Annotated in this window: 14 protein-coding genes and 3 pseudogenes; 9 read left to right on the forward strand and 8 right to left on the reverse strand. The window is 52.4% G+C overall.

Annotated elements, in window-relative coordinates:
- Positions 1-354: 354 nt before the first annotated feature.
- Positions 355-1,416 (reverse strand): hypothetical protein, encoded by a 1,062-nt coding sequence (locus ACIPZE_RS05060; protein WP_400771748.1) that lies wholly within the window; start codon positions 1,414-1,416, stop codon positions 355-357.
- A gap of 501 nt (positions 1,417-1,917) precedes the next feature.
- Between ACIPZE_RS05060 and ACIPZE_RS05065 the strand changes: the two are divergent.
- Positions 1,918-2,627: pseudogene (locus tag ACIPZE_RS05065) on the forward strand (IS3 family transposase); the annotation flags it as partial.
- An 18-nt stretch (positions 2,628-2,645) separates the two neighbouring features.
- Here ACIPZE_RS05065 and ACIPZE_RS05070 read toward each other — a convergent pair.
- Together ACIPZE_RS05070 and ACIPZE_RS05075 are read right to left on the reverse strand one after the other, a co-directional pair.
- Positions 2,646-3,815 carry an HNH endonuclease signature motif containing protein gene (locus tag ACIPZE_RS05070; protein WP_400771750.1) on the reverse strand — a complete coding sequence of 390 codons (1,170 nt, stop codon included), beginning with the start codon at positions 3,813-3,815 and terminating at the stop codon, positions 2,646-2,648.
- A 218-nt stretch (positions 3,816-4,033) separates the two neighbouring features.
- A complete protein-coding gene (locus tag ACIPZE_RS05075; RefSeq protein WP_400771752.1) occupies positions 4,034-4,789 on the reverse strand; it encodes a hypothetical protein in 756 nt (251 codons plus the stop codon).
- A gap of 171 nt (positions 4,790-4,960) precedes the next feature.
- Here ACIPZE_RS05075 and ACIPZE_RS05080 point away from each other — a divergent pair, with 171 nt between their 5' ends.
- A complete protein-coding gene (locus tag ACIPZE_RS05080) occupies positions 4,961-5,068 on the forward strand; it encodes a hypothetical protein (protein WP_400771754.1) in 108 nt (35 codons plus the stop codon).
- Between the two features lie 70 nt (positions 5,069-5,138).
- On the opposite strand, the gene ACIPZE_RS05085 is transcribed toward ACIPZE_RS05080, so the two are convergent.
- Positions 5,139-5,339 carry a transposase gene (locus ACIPZE_RS05085; RefSeq protein ID WP_400771871.1) on the reverse strand — a complete coding sequence of 67 codons (201 nt, stop codon included), beginning with the start codon at positions 5,337-5,339 and terminating at the stop codon, positions 5,139-5,141.
- Between the two features lie 455 nt (positions 5,340-5,794).
- The gene (locus tag ACIPZE_RS05090; RefSeq protein ID WP_400771756.1) at positions 5,795-9,796 is read right to left on the reverse strand and encodes a hypothetical protein; all 4,002 of its coding nucleotides are present in this window, start codon (positions 9,794-9,796) and stop codon (positions 5,795-5,797) included.
- 874 nt (positions 9,797-10,670) lie between these two features.
- Here ACIPZE_RS05090 and ACIPZE_RS05095 point away from each other — a divergent pair.
- Positions 10,671-10,970 (forward strand): hypothetical protein, encoded by a 300-nt coding sequence (locus ACIPZE_RS05095; RefSeq protein WP_400771758.1) that lies wholly within the window; start codon positions 10,671-10,673, stop codon positions 10,968-10,970.
- 21 nt (positions 10,971-10,991) lie between these two features.
- Positions 10,992-11,478: pseudogene (locus tag ACIPZE_RS05100) on the forward strand (transposase); the annotation flags it as partial.
- 64 nt (positions 11,479-11,542) lie between these two features.
- On the opposite strand, the gene ACIPZE_RS05105 reads toward ACIPZE_RS05100, so the two are convergent.
- Both ACIPZE_RS05105 and ACIPZE_RS05110 read right to left on the reverse strand, forming a co-directional pair.
- Entirely contained in the window at positions 11,543-11,854 is a 312-nt protein-coding gene (locus ACIPZE_RS05105; RefSeq protein WP_400771760.1) for a hypothetical protein, read from the reverse strand.
- Positions 11,855-12,369: 515 nt separating this feature from the next.
- Positions 12,370-13,101 (reverse strand): nitronate monooxygenase, encoded by a 732-nt coding sequence (locus tag ACIPZE_RS05110; protein WP_400771761.1) that lies wholly within the window; start codon positions 13,099-13,101, stop codon positions 12,370-12,372.
- Between the two features lie 300 nt (positions 13,102-13,401).
- Here ACIPZE_RS05110 and ACIPZE_RS05115 point away from each other — a divergent pair, with 300 nt between their 5' ends.
- From ACIPZE_RS05115 to ACIPZE_RS05130, 4 genes are all read left to right on the forward strand, one after another.
- Complete coding sequence (locus ACIPZE_RS05115; protein WP_400771763.1) at positions 13,402-14,841, forward strand: efflux transporter outer membrane subunit; 1,440 nt, start codon at positions 13,402-13,404, stop codon at positions 14,839-14,841.
- A gap of 151 nt (positions 14,842-14,992) precedes the next feature.
- On the forward strand, positions 14,993-16,162 hold the full coding sequence (locus ACIPZE_RS05120) for an HlyD family efflux transporter periplasmic adaptor subunit (RefSeq protein WP_400771764.1): 1,170 nt from the start codon (positions 14,993-14,995) through the stop codon (positions 16,160-16,162).
- A gap of 4 nt (positions 16,163-16,166) precedes the next feature.
- Entirely contained in the window at positions 16,167-17,687 is a 1,521-nt protein-coding gene (locus tag ACIPZE_RS05125; protein WP_400771765.1) for an MFS transporter, read from the forward strand.
- 55 nt (positions 17,688-17,742) lie between these two features.
- Entirely contained in the window at positions 17,743-18,690 is a 948-nt protein-coding gene (locus ACIPZE_RS05130; protein ID WP_400771766.1) for a LysR family transcriptional regulator, read from the forward strand.
- 335 nt (positions 18,691-19,025) lie between these two features.
- Here ACIPZE_RS05130 and ACIPZE_RS05135 read toward each other — a convergent pair whose 3' ends face one another.
- A complete protein-coding gene (locus ACIPZE_RS05135; protein ID WP_400771768.1) occupies positions 19,026-19,250 on the reverse strand; it encodes a hypothetical protein in 225 nt (74 codons plus the stop codon).
- A 574-nt stretch (positions 19,251-19,824) separates the two neighbouring features.
- Between ACIPZE_RS05135 and ACIPZE_RS05140 the strand changes: the two are divergent.
- A pseudogene (locus ACIPZE_RS05140) lies at positions 19,825-20,718 on the forward strand (cache domain-containing protein); the annotation flags it as partial.
- Positions 20,719-20,940 lie beyond the last annotated feature (222 nt).

Below are 20,940 nucleotides of genomic sequence, written 5' to 3' on the forward strand. Positions count from 1 at the left end.
TACTCGTTACACTAGGGCTTTTAACCTCTTCAACGTGATGAAAATTAGCTCCTCCATTCGAACATTGTTGCGGCCTTCATGACTGCGGGCGAAGCGCATGGACTAGGTGCGTCGTTTAGAGACGCTTTCATTCCGTCTCTGGCGCAGTCCCCTTGCAACGGAAGTTCGCTCAACTCGCAGGTGTTGGCCAGCACGAAAGGAGTTGGGAGCTATGTCCAAGACGAGCCGCCTCTCTTAAGCGCGGTTCGTATTTTGCGACCGTTTACAGACCCTTTAAGGTGGTGTCGGCTTGCTTGCGCAGGATGTCCTCAGGTCAGGGGGACGTGGGCTAAAAATCCTGCATATAGGCGCGTTCTATTCGATGTAAAGCAGCATCATATTGGAAAGATTCATAATGAATGGAAGCATAGCTTTGCTATTTTTAGTCTGGTCCGAACTGTGTGCTATATCGTTTCGTACTGTGCTGGCTTCTAACATTTTTGCCAAAAACAATGCTTTCTCTTCATCCGGGAAATCCTGATTTCCTTTAATCATGATTTGGTAAATGAATAGCATCATTATGCGCTGATTTGATTTGTTCAGCGTCTCTCGCAGTTGCTTACTGTCTACGCCGAAGATATGAGGCAAAGCTTTGCTTTGAAATTTATCGGTTTTGAAGGCTGTCTCAATTATCTTATAAAAACAAAGATAGCTTTCGTCATAGAATCCGAGAAACTTATAATGCAGTCCTTTCTGATAGTGTTTCTTTATGTTGGTGGGTAGTAATGAGAAGCGCTCATGATTATTTATTACGAGCTCTTTGGTTATGTTGTTTGGGTGAATAGGGTAGTGGCCGGCTGACTCATGCCCGCCACTTTGTTGAAACATTCTAAACAGGCTTCGCTCAGTTTTTACGTACAGAGAAAGTGTGGCAGGTATAATCTTGGCAAAGTAGCCGGAAAGTTCGATGAAAGATATAATGTTTTCTTTGATTGTGTCTACTTTGTCTTGGAAATACTCCAACATGCTCACGCTAATAAGTGTTTTGGCAGGCAATTCAGGTTTGTCTTTCATTCTCCTTGCGATGTCTTTTTCTAACTTGTCGAAATCAATTTTTTTAAGTTTAAAATTTGTAGAGACTCTGTATTTGTCGGTTGCTTCATAGGTAAGCCGAAACAAGCTTTTGATAATGATTGACTTTAGTTGGATCGGCGTATTTTTCAGCGAGCAGTCAAAACTGAGCTGGAGATCGGGGATTTCTAAAGATTCGTCGAGCGTCACGGGGCCTGGATTTTCCCTCATTTTTTCACGCGCAACTGCAGTCGCGAAGCTGAATCCGGCATCAATTTCAAAATCAAGAATAAATTCACAATCATTGCTTTTTTTTTCGAAAAACTCTTCCCAGTTTATTGCAGTCAATGTTCGATAATAGTGCATTTTTCTTCCTAGGTAAGTGTGGGGCGAGTGTAGCTTGTGCTCGACCGCAGGCTAAGCTGATCAGTTGGCCGCTAATGAAAATCAGGTTGTCAGTGGATTCTATGGTCTTTCAAGTCATTCCTAGCTGCTGCGCGCTCCGGATGAGTCAGCTGATTTGCTGGGCGGGCTCCCCATAGCGTAGCGTTGACTTCATATCACTCAGCAACGTACTTCATGAGCGTCTTGGAGGCCCAGCCAAAGCTCGTTGCCTATGTGGCAAAACCACGTCCAATAGAGTGAGCGCTGCAGATATGGGATGGTAGGCTACATCGTTTTAGAGTATCGCGAAGCAGCGGGATAAAGCTATGCTGTGATTTACGGATCACTGATGCCCCCCAGCGAACAGTTCCTCTGAAAACACCGCCCCGAGTTAGGCTAGCGACTGTAGTGGTCTAATGAAACCAGACACCCATTTTGGCGAGAATGCTCGCCAGATAGGGGTGTTTAATGGCCAAACGCAGCCGCCGAACTACAGACGTTGAACGGCTTCGATTGCGCAGTCGGGTCAACGAATTGTTTACGCAAAGTCGAAATGCTACCGGTAGCCGCGGCATTCAAGGTGCGTGGCCTGATGCGGGAACTGTAATTAGTCAGCAAACAACTTCGCTCACATGCCTAGAAACAAGCGACGGTCGAGCGGCCTGATATTCTGAATATCTTGAATCGAGAGTTTGATGTTCCAGCGCCGAATCAGGTCTAGTGAGGCAACATCACCTACATCTGGGCTCAAGGGAAATGGCATTACCTGGTTGTCGTTTTGGATTTCAATGCACGTTCGATTGTCTGTTGGTCGCTATCAACCAAGCCGTGCGCGGATCTGGTCATCAAGGCGTTGGACTTGGCTTATGAACAGCGAGGCAGGCCTCAAGGGTAGCTGTTCCACTCGGATCAGGGGTCGCAATATGGCAGCCGTGAGTTTCGCCAACGTATCTGACATTATCGCATGAGTCGTCATGGACTGTTGGGGCAATGCGCAGATGGGGCGTGTGTTCCGGAGTTTGAAAGCTTAGTGGGTACTGACAGTGGCTACATGACGGCCCAAGCAGCGCACCGAGGTATCAGCCATTATTTGATGCATCGGTACAACTGGATTCGACCGCATCAGTTCAACGGTGGGTTGGCCCGAGCGCTCGGTCGAGAAATAACTTAACGTCGTGTCTGGGATTAGTTGACCAATAAAAAACTACGGATCATGTAAAAAGATCTGGCTCAGTCGGTTCATCAATATCCTCATCAATGTCTTCTTCCTCATCGCTCCACATCATACCCGCGAGACCAGATTTGTAGAGGTTGGCGTCGTAGCCACGCTTTTTGATATCAGGATGGGAATTCCTAATGGCCAAAACAGTACCCGTGATGACGACTTTTGGCTTGACCCGCTCCATGCGTTTGACTTGAATCAAACAGGCTACATCTAGCGTGCCACTCAACCACTCAGAGCGTGCCGATACGGAGGTGCCTTCGTTTCGATCGAAAACGAAGCGAATTTCGACGTTATTAACTGAGCGTTTCCCCAGAACTGGGTCGCTGCGAAGGGTTGCGGTGCCATGATTACTGAAACTGTGCCTGCCTTGTAAGAGAATCAGGTCATTTTCTTCGATCCAGACCGATAAGTTGCCGCGATCGAGATCGTCCGAGACATTTCGCACGACGCACCGATCGAGTACCCGTCTAAGCATTTGGGTCATGTAGAAATAGAGATATGGAGCCCCGGCGCTCTCGTACATCAGGTCGCCATTCGCGTTTCTAACTGCCCTCCCGTACTTGTCGCAAGTACCCGCTTCAAGGTTTTCTACATAGCCTGGGAGTCGGGAAAACGTTACTCCGCGTTCTTCTGCTAGTTCATAGAGTCTCAAGTGATTGAAGTACCACCAGTGACAACCCTGACTTTGCGTTGCCTTGTGCAACGCGTGACGATCCAAACGCTGAACCTCGGTTTCCCACCTCGCCTTGAAATCTGCGAGGCGATCGCTTGACAGCGTCATATTGAGGTCGCGCGTGGTATGTGCCTCGCCGTGGTGAAAACTGCACAGCACTGCGAGGTTGGCCGGGGAGTGATCTCCGCTTTGTGCCCAGGGTCGAATGTGGTGGACCACTATGGGCTTGTCGGGATCACGACAGACGCAGCACAGCCAACGGTTGGCGAAGAGCACTTTGATTAAGTCAGGCTTGGGAATAGGCGGGCGTGTTCCGTCTTGGATTGAGGCTACGTCCGCCTCACTGAGCCCGATACGCATCAGTTCCTCTGCGGCCATCAGTCTGAGCGATTTAAGGTAAAACCCCTGAATGCGGAGCTGCTTTGCCAGATCGTTGTCAATTCCGCGTGCAATCAAAGCAAGCTCAGTTCGGTTCGACTTCAAGGCCACCATTCCCTCGGATGCTTTTGATCGCAATCAGGTTCGCCTCCTGCAAGGCCAGAGGCAACGAATTCAATAGCGCTCCCATTAGGCTTACGCCGGCGCGAAATGATTATGCTATTGACCTACAGCAGCGCAGTTAGGCCTAGCCCATCGCATTACCCAAGCGAGCTCACGGGGACGTTACGCCTCCTATTCTCACATCTCTACATAGCTCGCAGTCATCGCTTCTCTACTTCTTCCACCCAGTAGCTGTAAGTGTGATCAGCTGCATCAGGTCGGTCGACCTTTGGTACGGCTTTCAATTGAAGAATCTTCGTCGCCAAAGCGTAAAGCTCGTCAGCTGCTGAGGGCTTCCAGCTTTTGCCGACTGCCCATGCCCTGAGGGCTTGTGGGTCGAATCCATGTTTTTTCCGTCGTAGAATACGCAAGGTGCGGTTGGCGTGCTCCTTGTCCCTCGTATTTAATATTGAATGGGCGAGGTTGATGCCGTCGGTCAGCCCTTGCATGGCCTGCTGAACTACCGGGTCATCGATCAATGCCTGAACCTGTGCTGGAGCAGCGCCGTCAATCAGGGGTGACCAAGATTTGATCCATTGCTCTACCGCACCCCCAGAAAAGGGCAGTGCAACCACCCCGGCAACCGGGCCAGCGGCGTCGATTTTGTCCATCAGATCTTTGCTCGCGTAAGCGCAGATCACCAGCGTATCTACCGAAAGGTGGCTGAGGGTTTTTTTGGTTTCCAAGTGCATGGGAATGTCGGCAATCGACACCGCCTTACCCTTTCCAAGCACCTTGCATACGGAGTCGCCCAAGCAAGAGCCAAGTGTGGTACTGGATTGGGCATTGGCTTTCATCGGTACCAGGAGCACTAGGTTGCGAATACCGTTGCGTGGATCTTCGCAGAGGCTCTTCACGTAACGGAATGCCGCTGCGAAATTCTCATTCGTGAAGACTGCTCTGATAGGTTTTGACATGAAACGATCCCTGTAGTGTTGAGGGCCTAGAGCTTCGGCTATGAGAAGGCAAAAAGCCAGTGTTCTCCACGTCGGCTTGTCGCGGAGGTACTGTTGATGGATCTGCGCTAGTCTGGTGAGTTCGTCGATGCCCTATTCGTTTAGGCTCAACCGGCAGTTACAGCAAGAGTCATGACCGTGCTGGATCAGATCACCAGCAGATGGAGCAGGGGAAGGTTGCGGGCTGCGACCGTTCCCTTGGCGACGGCTTGGGCAATGCTTAGTGATCTAATGAGCTGAAGTTACCCGACAAAACTTGATCAATTGTTTGTGACGAAGTCCAAGTAATACACTGAAGCGAACCCCTGCATTAGCGAAAGCTGGCCAGTGTGATGAATGCGGGTTGAAGCGCCGTGCTTTTCTGCGCTTGCACCCGAATCCATTTGTGGACGAGGTTTGCGTTGAGGCTATGGCTGAGAGCGATGCTGGCAATCGAAGCGCCGGGCTGGGCACACTGTTGAATGACCTGGGCCTTGAAGGATTTGGAATAAGAACGACGTTTTGGCTGCATGACATACCCGATTAAAAAGCTAGAATTGGTGCCCACTTAAATTTAAGTGCACACCATGTCCTGGCGTTGCGGGGTTAGGTAGATGACTCGGCCGGACGCATACGGTGAATGGGATCTAGGGCCACCGCTGAATCAAGGCCGGGCTAGCGGCCATGGGGCATGCGTGTGGTTGACGCCGGGTTGCTCGACTGATGCGCTGAGGGCATTCAAAAAAAATGACTTTCTGAGGGCTTTAAAATCAATAGGTTGTGCATCTTTTTTGACGTGATCGCTTCATAGTTTTTCAGTATTGTTGATAAAAACTTTTAAAGTTTTCGAAATAAATGAACCAGCTTCGGCTGGTTTTTATCAACCTCCCATGGCAAGAAGAAATCGGCCGGATGCACACGTTCGTGACCATCCCCCAAAGGCCGAAGTTTCAGTCTCAAGGCCGCTCCCAGCCCGAAGTCGGTTGCTCATGAGTTCTTCTCTTTGGGGTTCAGCCAATCAAGAACCTCCTTGCATATAGCAGGATCGCCGAGGTCGGCGATCAAGGTATCCTCGGCTTTTTCGCTCGGTCCGGTCTTCACCCATGCGAGCGATGAGTGATTGTCGGGAAGAAGCTGCTCGATAGCTGACCTCGAAGATTCGTCAGGTCCTACCGCGGGCCAAAGCATTAAGAGGAGAAGAGCTCGCCGCTTACCGTTCTCCGATATTCCGCGCGCAAGCTCAATGCGCTCTTGAAGATCCATTCGACATGCTGCGATGAGTGTCAACATTGCTGCGATTGATGGATCGCGCTTTGCCAAGAGATCTACGGTGATCTGGCCAATTACTGCAGAGTCCAGTATTTGTACTTCCATCAACATCGCGCGGACTGCCGCGCGCCTGACGTGAATGCGACCTGGCGTAACTGCGAGCTCTAAAAGCCGTTCTTGGAATGTGCTTCCGCCCTGCACAGCGATGATCCTGAACAAGTTAGCCCGGACCAGCCAGTCAGAGGATCCAAGCGCGATCTCCTGAAGCTTTTCAAGGATTTCCGCATCAAGTGGTGCGAGACCAGTGATCGCATTGACTGCCGAGCGCGCGATGGGGAATTCGTCCTCTTCGCCATAGAACCGTGATGATGAAGACCATTGATCGTGAGCTAGATGCAATAGCACCGGAAGATGGTTCAGGTGAGGCTTCTCCCCTAGTAGACGGACCAAGGCCTTCCTAATCGGGCTTCCCGGGGCATGTGCCAAAGCGAGTAATTCCGCCGGTAGGGGCGCCGTGATGTTGGCTCCAACTTCAAGGAGCGCCTTCGCCACGACATGGGAATATCTATGGTCGAGTGCCCCGGCAGTAATATCCTTCATTCCCAGCGCAATGGCGGCACCAATTGCTTCGACGCATGATTCGTGATCGTCGCTGTGGGCGAGGGTCCACTCTATGTCCGCGCGTGCAGAGCCTGGAAGATCAAGGTGTCGACGAATGCGCAACGCACGCACGCTCTGGCTTGATCGGACCGGCGTAGACAGAAGGTCGATAGCGGCCGAAGATAAAGCTAGCGCTTCTTCTTTCACGCTTTTCTGGGCTGCCCTGCAAAGCTCACGAAGCTCAGGATCGAGATGATTTAGAGCAATTGTAGCGGCTGCTTCAAGCTTGTCGCCGTCACGCTGGTGCCGGTCGTGAAGATGTGCGAGGTCGATCATGAGTTCGACAACCCGTTCATCCTTTCCAAGCTGACGAAGGTCATCGGCAATCGGCGGCAGTATGTCTGGTGTTTTTTCAATGACGCACGCCAGTGCTGCATGCCGTACTGCGGCTAGTGAAGATCCCTCACGTACGCGGGTAAGAAGTTGCTCCCGATACTGCTCGTCCCAATGCTTCACCATGATTAACCATAAGGCTTCCTCTTCGTCGCTACCGAATGCGGCGGCGAAAGCACCAGCGATTTCGTCGTTAGACGGCGGCTCGGCATCTGCTTCCGTCATGAGAGAACGCATCCAATAGGGTAGGAGCGGCGCGGCGTGACGGTGCTGCGCGAGACTGTGCCACCCGTTCACTTCACGCACACGATCGGCATAGGCTTGTAACAACTGCGCCGCCGTATAGCCATCATCATTGTCGGAGAGATGTTCGGCATAATCGCTGTTGTAGACGCCATTGATGATGGCAAGGTGGGTCGCACGCGTCTCCGACTGCTCGTCAGGGGTTGGTGTGAGTACCTCGATCGCTGCATCTACGATAGGCTCGAAGCTGTCAAGATCGCGCAAGGCGCCGGCAGCGATGACATCGCAGGAGTGGATTACCCCATAGCGGACGATGGTCGCAGCTGTTTCGAGATAGGCTGAGGTAAGGTCGGGCGCGAAGCGATTGAGGTCGTCGACAAAAGACAAACTGTAGTGATCGCGATCATTTGGCAGTATTTCACGGATATAGCGCCCGGCGATCACTGCAGTCGTTCGATCTGTGCGTAGGCGGTCGTACCAGGCTTCGGGATGTTCAGGGCTCTGCCAAAAATGCATACCAGCAAAGCTCCTATCCGGTCGGTGTAGAAGGTAGCGAGCAAACTCGGCAGCGTTGGACGCAGGTGACCCCGCCGCAGCTGCAAGCTTTGCATACTCGCTCAATTTGAAAGAAGGGTCGAGGAGACGGTCAGATAGCCAAGCGTCGATCTTAGCTGCCGCTTTAGGGCGCGGAAGGAGCCTCAGCTCTGGGATACGCTGTGCAGCAGCGACGATGCGCGCGGCGATCCCTGCTCCCCAATCTTCCCCTGGTCCATCTGGATCGGTCAGTACGTCGAGGAGTGTCCGCAATGCGAGGGTTACGGGAATCGAATGGCGCTTGAGTGCCGCTTCTACACCGGCTTCGACACGGGGATGATAATAACTTACGTCCCCTGCGCCTGAACGCAGGTTGCGTGCGGCGACGAAAAAATCCACCAAAGGCATAATGCCTTTTTCGAAGGCCGGCAGCGATTCGGCAAGATTAAGCTCCAAATTGCGAAGCATCTGGAGTGACAGATGATCGCTTGTCTTCAGAAACCCCCAGATAACGGCTGCGGCTCGAACATCTTCCCGCTCTTCAATTTGCTGAACGACTGTTAATTCAATCGACTGCTCATGGGCTTTGGCGATCGCGTCGCCTATGAACGCATGCTCACCATATTTCTGTGGACGCCCCGTGGTGCGCAGCGCATCGAAAAATTTTTCGATTTCAAGCGGGGTTGCCAAACTATCGAGTACCTGCGGCTCTGCCCCGGCCGCCAGTAGGCGTACGTCCCTTGGCAGAGTATCGATTCTTGTGCGATAGAGCCGCTGTCGCTCAGGCTTGCCGTAATGTTCTGCCTCGAGCCGAACCACCCACGGATCAACCGATTTCAGCGCGCCTGACGACATGGCCACGTCCCGCCGGCTCGTCGCTATGATCATTCTATCGGCACGTGCTCGCCCGAGCCATTGAGCAAGTTCGTCGTTCCAAGGCCGGTTTGCAGGATCGAAATCGTAGCGGCCCCACGGATCCTCGATGTCATAGAGAACAGGCGGCGACGTCACGTCATCGCGCAGCTGTTGCGGGCTGCGGATTGGAACGCGGGTCAACTCTGGGTTCTCGCGGTGAAGCTCTTCGTAGAGTTTGCTTGTCGCGAGCGTCTTTCCAGTCCCGGATTGGCCAATGATGATAGCGGCGTATTTTGGGCTTCCCATCCCGTCGCGCAGATCTTGCCAGTTTCGGGGGTGGACATAGTTATCGAGTTGCGGTGAACTGGCGAGGTAGCCGTCGTGGCTGCGGATCACTTGCGCGAGATCTTCCCGGCGCCAGCGTCCTTCGCCTGCGCGCCGAACGCGCAGCCGTGCCTCTTCGCGGAGCGCGCGGAGGCACTCGATCCAGCGTGAGTTCGGGACTCCAAACCGTTCGATCAGGATTCGTTTAATTTCTTGGATTAATTGTTCTACGCCCAAATTGCCAATAACGGCGACGCGCCCCGCGGCTCCTGCCGGTAACTCCTTGACCATCGAGGCAGGCATTCCGCTGCTATTAGGCCAACTCCCAGGACGTTTGATTGCTAGCCCTCTCGTTTTCCCGTTTAAAGCCGCGCTTGTTACTAAAAGGTATCGGATAGTAGGGGAGGCCAGCCGCCGCGCTGCCGATAATCGGGTTGCACTTCCATGTTTCAGGACACGACTGATGCCTTTGACGGTCCAAGCGTCGCCGCTGCGGAGTTTTGCCTGCACGACGAGGGTGTAGCCATCCAGACCAACTTTTGTTGCTATGCGCCCGGGCTCGTAGTCTTCCAGTTGCGCTTCGAGATCTTCCTCGCTCCCGGGCTCAAGTTCGACCATCTGAGTCAGGCCAGTACCAAGCATTAGATCGAGGGCCAACCAGATGGAGATGTCGACTTGATAGTCATAGCCAGCGAGAGAGTGGGCGCCTGAACCTGCTTCCTCCCCAGCGTCACGGTCTGCTGAGAACATCGGCTCCTCATTCTCTTCCATATCATTTCACTCCGACTTGTGCGCCTGCGTTTCTACAACGGTAGGCATATCCTACTTGAATTCCTATAAGCCTCTGTACAGGGCAAAAAAGGAACGCATTCCGTGCATTTGCAGAGAACGAGGCATCTCCCAAGTCCTAAACGCTGAAGTGAAAACGCCTAACCAAGAAATCTTCTGTAAACCTTTTTTTTCAACTGTTAACCACACTGGTTAACAGTGAAAAAAATTGGTTCACAGTTCAGCAGTGCACCGAGTTCACGTGCCTAGTTGGGAGTTGCCGAGACACCCATTGCACGGCAGTCGATCCGGTTACCGCGGTTCATGACTATAAGCTGAGGTAAAAAAGTGAACGAAACAATGGCCAGCTTTTGCTTCGGCCTAGAGGCAATGCTGAAGGTCAAAGCCTGAGCTGACCATGATAGGGAGTGCTATGAATTGCACCTGTGAGAGGAGTACTTCTTCTATACGTTGGCTAGCCTCAAACAGGAGCGCCGGATCTATCAGATCTTCTCTCGACGGCGGAGTCGATCGGGCGACTCGAAGCCGCGCCCAAACTATGCAGGCAGTTCGTTTTGCTCCGATCCGTTCCCGACGTGCAATCAGTTTGACATTTCGTGGCTCGAGAGGCATATAAGATGACGTTGAGTGATCTGGCTGGGCCTTTTACCTGACTGCGTCGCGGAGGGTATGAACATTGGATTTGTTCGAGGACGACGTCCCGTCGAAGGCACTGAACGCCGCCTTAAGCCCGTTGGCCTAACCACTCGAAGCTCCAGCCGACCTACCTGCGGAAATTCGACTTGTCGCAGCTGTCTCGCGGCTCCTTGATTTCCACCAGACTCGAAGCTCTGGTAGCACTGTTTCAGTCCCCGAAGTGCCAGAGACTGCCGCGTACAACCTTCATCTAGCTATCTCTCTGATCACCGCGCTTGGACAATGGGAATTGGAGCAAGGCCAAGCTCTTGTTTCGCTCAAACAGCTAAAGCAGCTTGCGAGCGAGGATGTGCAGTTGGTAAGTGATGCAGTGCTGGAACACTGCGTCCTGTCGCTCTCGAGCCCGCGGGAGATCCGTTTCGGCGTGAAGAAAAGCGCCTATCTCGGACTGATCCTCAAGGCTGCTCGACCGCAGCTCTACGTGGCCCAGCGTTCTACGCTTACCCCACGAATTATCTGATCGATACCGAGCACGGTGTTATCGTGGATGGCAGAGCAGGCACTTCACTCGATTGGCGCATTGTAAGAAGTCGAGCGACATCTAAGGGAAATGCGCGACGAAGACCGTTGGCGGTTACGCCAGAAAACGGCAGTGCCCATCGCTGAAAAACTGCATGAGTGGATGCTGGCCCAACGCGAACTTGTGCCCGAGGGTTCGGCCACGGCCAAGGCCCAGGATTACACCGTAAAACGCTGCTTAGCGATGACGTAATGACGGAGCTTTGCCCATCGATAACAATGCAGTCGACAACCAGATCCGACCGAGAGCACTTGGACGTTCGAGCTGGTTTTTTGCCGGATCGCTGCGCAGGGGTAAACAGGCTGCGGCAATCATGAGTTTGATCCAGCCAGCACGCATGAATTGGCATGATCCGTATGCTTATCTTAAGGACGTCCTCATACGCCTGCCGATGCAGCGGGCGAATGAAATTACCGAGTTGCTGCCGCATGTGTGGGCGCCCGTCTAACCACGCAAGGTGTGTTGGGCAAACACTACTTCATATTTGACCGCTTGCGATTTGCAGAGACTATCTACCGACTCCCGGCGTCACCGAAATAATCATCCTTTGTGACTAGACCGAGATTATCGGTGAGATCCTGGCCGTCCTCGCTGAACAGATGTTGAGTTCGCCGCTCCTGCTTGAGGTAAGCCAATGTTTGGAAGAAGCAATCCTCACAAAGGTGCAGTTCATAGCGCTCCCCATCATGGGCAGTGCCATAGCCCCAGTGTGCTTGTAGGGTGCCGAACTGATGCCCGCCAGTAGCCAAGCGGGTGGAGCAACGGCATACATCGCACACGACGTCAGTAACGATCTCCACTTCGACTCTGCCAGTTATTTTCATCGCTGACTCCTACAAGCGCTCTGACCTTTGCTTTCAGCATACACGCTCCAGAACGGAGCGTAGGCTAGCCATTGTAGTATCCACCGGGTGAATCCATGGTCGTTGCCTGCCAGTCATGATCGTGAAATGTGGTGATCAATTCCATGTAAATGGCTAGTCAGGTCGAATGCGATTGGATGTGCGAGTTTGCGCAATATCCAACCATGCAAGTTGAGTTGTCGGAACGCTTACGATTGAATGCCTTTAATGCGACATTCGATGAGGCCAGTTGCCTTGACTCACTAGGCAAGCGGAAGCCGAAATGCGAATTGTCCCAAGTGCGATCTGGATACAAAGTATGTGTCTAAAGTTCAAAACGAAACAAATCAAAGACGGGACTCGGTAGCTTCACATGGGAGCTTCATTCTCAAACGATCTGCATGTCTTTGCGCTGAATTCCGTGTCCAGGATTATTTGCCCGGTCATTTTTTAACAGCGCCGGCTTCGGTTGTTCAGGCTTATGTATCCCTGCCCGGTTAGCGTGCAAGTCGTTCTCCTTCCTTTGTGTGTATGAAGGGCCTTCGCCATTTTGGGCCAATTGAAATGCCCTTTAGTCGAGCATTCGCGTCGTCCACCAACTGCGCTACCCGCTTGGCATAGTGATCCTGAACGTGAAAATTACCAATTGCGTATGTGGTTAGATGGCAAAGCAGTCCTTGAGCGCCACGCTTAAGCGCGGCAGCCACGGCGCCACCTGTACAAATGGCAGACGTTGCTATAACTGGAATGCTGCCGAACGCGAATAGCTCGCTCTCCAATACTGGATGCGTGCCACCTATCACAACAAGCACATCGGCGCCTGCCGCGAGGGCAAAGTTAGCCTGGTTCGCTTGGTCGATCTGTTGCAGCACGCGCACACCTGCACGCTTGAAATGTTCTATCGCTCCCCACTCGCCCGGCGGCAACATGACCGTTGAGATCTGCGCCTCCACACAAGCCTCGATCTGTGCATTGAAATGCGAACGAACGGTAGCAGCTCGCTCTAGGACGACCGCGAAAGGCTCCTGGCTCAACATTCGATACGTCTGAATTTCCCGACGAACCTCTGAGCCAGTTTTGTTGCCTAGCTTCATGCATCCAAGACCACCCGCATTACTAATCGCTGCGGCAAATTCGGCCTGCACAAGATGGCAATCAATCATGCATAGAATTGGATATTTGCAGCGGAGCATATCTAACAATGGTGTGTACAACGGCGGTTGAGGCATTTGGTGATTCCTGATTCGCAACTAAGTCATCGACGATGAGGATCATAAGTCAGTACCGACTTAATGGCGCATTCGGTTAAATGCTGTCGGACATCAAGAAAATTGAACCCACAGGTATCAATAAAAATGATACGAAATCACATTTATTTGAATTGGTGTTTGTGCATGGATCAGTAGCAAAATCTCGCCGCTTCGAAAGTTTGTACTTTGGTTTTATCCTCCTCCGTGTCTAATTAGACACATTTTATAGGCTTTTCTCGGTGTTTTTGGGAAAAGCCTCTTTTTACTCTCGGAACGCTCATGCAGTCATCTGCAAAAGTTGCAATTTTTTTTCTGATAGGAACTTTGTTTTTAGGGGGATGTTCATTCCAGAGCATTGTTCCCACTTCCCACCTCATGACTCCTGCTGATCTTGGCTCATCCAAGACGCTGGCTCACCTGTCTATTGCTCAGTGGCCAAAAACCCATTGGTGGAAAATTTTTGCTGATCCACAACTTGACGAGCTCGTAAGCGAGGCATTGAGAGGTAGTCCTACTCTCGCTCAGGCTGCTGCACGAGTTCGCGGAGCGCAAGCAATAGAAGGTACTCAAGATGCGCGACTGCGACCTCACCTTGATGCCAACCTGGGTGTCAGTCGCCTTCGCTACAGCGAAAACGGTACCGCCTCTGCAGTTTTGGCCGGTACATGGCAAACCTTAGGTCAAGGAAGTCTTGATGGAGGTTATGAGGTTGATCTTTGGGGTAAAAATCGTGCTGCACTCGAGGCGGTCATCGGCCGTGCTCGCGCAACGGATGTCGATGAGCAGGGAGCGCGACTGGTCCTGGCTTTCAATGTGGTGCAGGCCTACATCGAGTTGGCACGGCTCACGAACCAGCTGCATATCGAACAGCAAATTCTTAGCGATGCGGTCGGCATTCATGATCTGGCCGAGAAGCGGCTTGCTGCCAAGTTAGATAATCAGATTGATTTGGTCCAGGCGCAAACGACGGCACTTACTGCACGTACGCGGTTGCTGGCCATTCAGGAGTCGCTAGAGCTCACGCGCAATCGTCTGTCAGCTCTAGTCGGTCAAGGCCCGGATCGCGGAGAGGCAATTCGGCCCCCGAACCTCTCTTCGTCTTTATCACTTGCCGTGCCCAGCCAGTTGCCTGTGGAGTTGTTGGGCCATCGTCCCGACGTGGTCGCGCAGCGATGGCGAGTCGAAGCCGCGAGTGAAGACATTAAGGTGGCCAAAGCACAGTTCTACCCCAATATGAACCTATCAGCTGTCATAGGCTTGCAGAGCTTGGGCTTGGGCAGTTTCGCGAACTCTGGTAGTAAGTTGTTCAGCGTTGGGCCAGCTCTAAGTCTTCCGTTGTTCGACGGTGGCCGATTGAGGGCGAATCTGGCCAGTCAAGACGCTGCTTATGATTTGGCGGTTGAACAGTATAACCAGACTCTGGTTGACGCTCTGCATGATATCGCCGATCAGTTGGCTTCCATACGCTGGCTAGTCCCTCGTCTGAACGAGCAACAACGAACAGTAGATACCGCGGAAGAAGCTTTTCGGCTGGTTGAACAGCGCTACGCTGCGGGACTCGCAACCTATATCCAAGTGCTGAGCGCACAAGCAGTGGTTTCCACCCAGCGACGAGACTTGACGGATTTGCAGGCGCGAGGATTGGGGTTACAAGCCAGCCTTGCAAGAGCCTTGGGTGGCGGATATCGACCCGAGTCTTTCGAGGGGGCAGTGCATTGAATTGATTGCACTACATCGAATGGTTACGAGCTCCAATTTTCTCGTAACGCCCGCCAAGACCTTAAGCGCGGAGCCTGTCATCAGGCAAAACACCGCGAGTTTTGCGGTGCGTAGCATTTTCAGCAAACATCAACCTATCTCCGAGTAAAATATGCCTAGCCCCGCCCAACTTTTTAATGGACGCTATTTGTTCGTTAGTATCGTAGGACTCTCGCTTGTCACCGCATTGCTGGTTTGGATTGGATCTGACCTGAGTAGCGAGAGCACGGAAGATGCGTATGTCCAAGGCAACGTCGTACAGGTGACCAGTCAGGTCGGTGGAACGGTGATTGGAATCGAGGCCGATACGACCGACTCTGTGGAGCCTGGTCGCGTTGTAGTGCGCTTGAATCCGGTCGATGCCGAGATTCGTTACAAGCATGCTGAAGCAGCACTTGGCCGTGCAACTCGCCAGACACGCAGTCAATATCTTCAGGTCCAGCAGTTAAATGCCGAAGTAGATCAACGCCGGAATGACCTGAATAAAGCCACTGCGGACCTCGCCAGGCGCCAGCAGTTAGCGTCGAGCGGAGCGGTGTCTGGCGAGGAGATCAATCACGCTGAAGTGATTGTGCAAAATGCTCACGCTGCACTTGATGCTGCACATCAGGCATTGGCGCAGCGTCGCGCTTTGGTTGATGGTACTCAGTTGAATAATCACCCGGAAGTTATGGCCGCCGCAGCCGATCTGCGTGACGCCTACATAGCCCTGATGCGGACAAACATTTCAGCCCCGGTCGAGGGCACCGTCACCCAGCGAAGCGTGCAAGCAGGCCAACACATCAACCCAGGCGTCTCCCTGATGTCAGTGGTGCCGCTAAACACATTGTGGGTTAACGCTAATTTCAAGGAGTCGCAGCTTGAACACCTGCGGGTTGGTCAGCCAGCGACGCTTACCTCGGATGTTTATGGCTCCTCGGTGGAATATCACGGGACGATTGTAGGCCTTGATGCTGGTACAGGCAGTGCGTTTTCGTTGCTCCCTGCACAGAACGCAACGGGCAATTGGATCAAAGTGACCCAACGCATCCCTGTGAGGATCGCGCTGGAGCCCGCGGAGTTGGGACGCCACCCACTAAGGATTGGCCTTACCATGCACGCGAAAATCGACACCCAAGACCGCAGTGGGTCGCAGGTCAGCGCCGGTATGATTCTGGACCCATCCTACGAAACACACGTGTTTGACCAGGAAATGCACGATGCGGATCAGCGGGTTGTACAAGTGATACGCGCCAACGACGGCACTAAAGACGGCAATAACGCCGCATTTGCCGACCGGTAACTCCATGACACGCCGACACACCTTGCTGGTCATGATATTTTTGCTCAATTTGGTCGAGTTCTTACAAATCGGCATGGTCTCGTTTGCTGCAGCGCCAATACGTGGCGAGATTGATGCCAGCCCCGAAGAGTTTAGTTTCGTTGCAGCGCTCTACGCCTGCATCGCGGTAGTGATGATCGCTAAAAAGCACTGGTTTATTGAGCGTTTGGGGCTTCGCCAGTACGTGCACGCCTCAATCGCGGTGCATATCGTAGGGTGCTTGGTATGTGCAGCCAGCCATAGCCTCGAGATGTTCACCGCAGGGCGTGTCGTCATGGCTATTGGTGGAGGGGCATTTATGACTGTGTCGCGCGTGCTCGTGCATCAATTGCCTGCTGGCCCGGAACGGTTTGGTGGGGTCAAGTCGTTCTTTTCCGGATTGGCATTAGGTACCGGTGCGGCACCGTTCTTGGCCTCCGTAGCAGTGACTGAAGATCGCTGGCAAGCCATGTTTTGGATATTAATCGGTGTGACTGTCTCCGTCGCCCTGCTGGCTTATCGCTGTTTGCCAGCAGATGCCCACCCCGAGGACGAACGCAGCCAGTCCAGCCTAGGCAGAATTTTACTTCTAGCAGTTTCGAGTTTTTTTCTGCTCTATTTGCTTCAGCGTTCGTATTACGACTTTTACGACGATCGAGCGGTGATCATGATCTTCGCCGGTTTGGCCAGTCTCGCGTTGTATATCTACTTCAGAGCGGAACAACGTCATGAGCAGCCGCTGCTTCTTGTCCGCGAACTTTGGCAGCAGCCACGGTTCGTGTTAGGGGTCGCGGTGTTTAGCTTCGCTTATCTCATACAAGGAGCCAATAATTACGTTCTGCCAATGTTCCTGCAGGCAGGCATGGGGTACCCTTGGGAGAACATCGGCCACTATCAGTCATTGGGCCTGGCAGTGACAGTTGTGACGTGGATTGTGATGCTCAGAATTATCAAGACACATCCAGGCTCGAAGAAATTTCACGTCGCTGGTTTTATCGCATTGGGGGGCTTTGCATTGCTGCTGTCGCAAACAGCCCCCGATACTGATCTTGCTGGGCACATATTACCGGCGTTGATGCTCAACGGTTGTTTCATCATGCTAGTGATACCCACCACAGCCATTCAAGCGTTCGCAGATGTCTCTTATGACGATAAGTTATTTGCTCATGCCCAGCAGATGAAAAATATGCTGCGCGAAATCTCAACTGCACTCGGTACGTGTTTGGCCACGCTGATCACGCAATGGCGCAGCACGGAACAGTACAATATCGTTGATACGCGGTTGATACACGGAGACGCGGCGTTCATCAGATACACAGACACAATCACCCAGTATTTTGGACATTCGTTTGAAGGTGCTAGGTCCGCCAATATGGCTATGGCGTACATCGGCCAGCAGGTTAGCCGACAGGTTAGCTATCTGGTGGGTGTCGAGTACTTCTACGCCATCACTGCCCTTGCGGTAGTTTGCACACTCTTTCTTGCTTGGCAGCGCGTGTTCCGCTGAAAGCTCCTTGCATGCTCACTCTATATGGATGTAGCAAATTTAATCTTGGAGTCTCATGGATATCGATTTTACCCGCACGTTCCTAGAAATTGCCCGCCAGGGTGGTTTCTCCGCTGCTGCGGAACGTCTCCACCTGACACAGACCGCTGTCACAGCGCGCATTCAGAAATTGGAAAGCTATTTGAACTGTAAGTTATTCGAGCGCCATCGAACTGGCGCTCGACTTACTCCGGACGGAGAAGCATTTCTTATTTTTGCTAACCAAATGATGCAAACGTGGGATAACGCCCAGTCCAGCCTTCCTAGGCTCGGTGGGGCACGGCAAATCTTGCGCATCGGAGGTGAGACTAGCTTGTGCAACCCTCTCGTGGTGCGTTGGGTCGCTCGGTTACGGGAGTGCATGAGCAGTTTTACCGTCAACGCAAAGATCGATAGCCATGACATTCTTCTGGACCAGCTTGAACGAGGAGAATTGGACGTTGCTCTTGTCTACCGGCCCCATTATTGGTCGGGAGTGCAGGTTGAACAATTGCTTGAAGAAAAATTGATCCTTGTTACTACGAATAAGCCAGCGCCGTATGTCTACATCCACTGGGGTCAAGAGTTTAAGGAGGAGCACGACAAGGTGTTTCCGGAGCACAGACAACCCGATGTTTCGTTCAATCTCGGACCCATTGCTTTGCAGTACATTTTGGAGAATGGCGGTTCTGCCTATTTTCGAACGCGCGTTGTGCAAAGTTACCTCGAGCATGGCGTACTTTCTCGTGTTCCTCAGGCTCCAGAGTTCACCTATCCCACATACCTCGTGTACTCCCATGAGAGAAACAACGCTGCCTTACAACAAGCACTTGATGTATTGAGAGTTCTTGTGAAAGAAGATCCGGACTGGTCGCAACGGTGGGATCCATTAGGTCCGCAAAAAAGCCGCTACGAGCTAATCAAAGGTAAACGCCAAGGTTCTGAATCTGTATTCGCGGGTGATGCCCTCGCGCTTCGAGCGTGAGTAAATGTCCCGACCGTCTATCAGCTCGCATAAAGCCATGGTGTGGTCGAGAACAGATTATAGATAGCGCGTAGCATTGCTCCTTTTTTCACCATCTTGATGATGTCTTGTCCTGCCCTAGCGCATCGTCCACCTGCTCGCCCTGCAAAATATGGCCACTGGCTTTGTGATTATGATTGAAAATGAGCCCGCGATCCGAGTAATGGGCACGCTGACGGGCTTCAGGCATGGCAGGAGTATTGATACCGGAGTAGGGGCGCCAGGTAGCGGCGTTGTTTTAGAAAGGTGAACTAGCAGCTTCATCGCTATCTTCAGGAGATCAGCATGTCGAGATTCTAAAAAGCAAATGGCAGTTTGGATTTAGCATTTTTCGCAAAAAATAATTCTTCATTGGCTCTTTTTGATGCAATGGAGGCAGAGAAATACCAAGCTTTACCATCGCGCTGATAACCATATTTATGTGCTTTCGAACCCGCTGCACAAGCTTTTAAGTTCAAATACTGCGAATTTGAGGGTAGCGCCGAAGAGAGTTCGGGCAAGTGCTGCGCTTCAGTTAGCATTCGGGTGCTTGGATTTACCTTAATGATTTACTTTGATCGTATCGTAATGTGGTCCCTCGCGGTATGCCTGCGCAGTTATTGAGATGGATGACGGTTGGCCGAATGCTAGGCACACGTCAAAAACTTTTTGCTAGTTTGACTGACAGGACAACTTATAGCGGATGGCGACAACAAGGTGTCCAATTAGGCTGTTTTTACAGATCCAATATTCTGCGTGACCTGTCAGTCATTTTAGTTGCACTAACAGGGGAGGTTTTATATAGTGGCTAAATAATATCAACTATATAACTTTCCATCATGGTTGCCTCAGGCCACTGGGTGGAGTGTTTCTCACGTGAGAACGTCCATGCCTAATAGCTCTTTGCACTTCAAATTGTTCTGGACGGCCCTGATTGGGACTGTTGCCGTTATGACGCTGCTTTTAGGTTCAATTGCCTATATTGCTTATGGCTCGTCAGTTAAAGAAACCTCAACACTGGTCAATACGATCGTCAAAGCCAATGCCAAGGAAGTTGAGGTTGAACTAGGAATTGGTTTTACAGTTGCCGAATCGCTGGCTAGTGTCGCGTCGGCGATGCAACAACAGCACGTTGATCGTCAGACTGCCGATGCCATCACCCGGCAATTGTTTGAGGCCAATCCGCAACTGTTAGGTTTGGGACAGTATTGGGAAACCAACGCATTTGATGGCAAGGACGGCGAGTTTGCCAACCGGCCGAATCACGATGCCAGCGGCCGTTACCTGACTTACTGGAATCGTGCGAGTGGCTCGGTGAAGTCGGAGGCGCTGGCCGGTTATGCTCCGGAAAACGCCGATAACCAGTACTACTATCAACCGTTGCGCAGCCGTCAGCCGTGGGCTTCCGAACCGTTTGCCTACAGCACGGGCACCGGTCAGAGAGTCATGATGATGTCGATCATGGTGCCGCTACTACAGGACGGTAAAACCTTAGGCGTGGCGGGTGTAGACATCCCGCTCGAGAACATCAACCGCCAACTGGCGAAAATCGATGCCTACAAAGGCTATGGAGCACTGGTGTCCAGCAGTGGCCTGTATGCCAGCCACCCTGACGCAAAGCTCTTGAGCCAGCCGGCCGATGATCTGCCGAAAGCTGCCAAAGACGCGATCAAGGAGGGCCAGCCATACCGCTTCCAGCGCGATGGCTGGGGTTACGTGCTGCAGCCGGTGCGTATCGGCAAGGCGCCGAACACTTGGTCCCTGATGGTAGCGTATCCGCTTGCCGAAGCGATGGCGTGGATCAATCACTTCCTCTATATCGCCGTGCTCATAGGTCTTGTAGCGCTATTAGCGTTGGCTATTGTGCTGTGGCATTTGCTGGCGTGGCAGATCCGTCCACTGTCGGGTTTGACCGTCGGTATTCAAGCGTGGGGTGGGGAATTGGGGCTGCGTTTTGAGCAGCGCAGTGGCGATGAAACCGGAAAATTGGCCGGCGCGTTTAATCAGTTCATCCAGCGTCTAGGTGATCTGGTGGGCTCGATCCGCCACAGCAGCGCGGCCCTGATGCAAATCTCTAATCACTTAGGCGATACCACGCAGGCCGTCGCCGAACGGGCAACGTCGCAGCACACCGCCACCGAAGAAATGGCCAGCGGCGTTACCGCACTGGCGCATTCCGTGACAGAAATGTCGCAGCAAGCCGAAGACGTGGAGCAACTGGCACACAATACC

This window comes from Pseudomonas sp. NPDC089741 (assembly GCF_044748825.1).
GTDB classification, from domain to species: Bacteria; Pseudomonadota; Gammaproteobacteria; order Pseudomonadales; family Pseudomonadaceae; genus Aquipseudomonas; species Aquipseudomonas helmanticensis.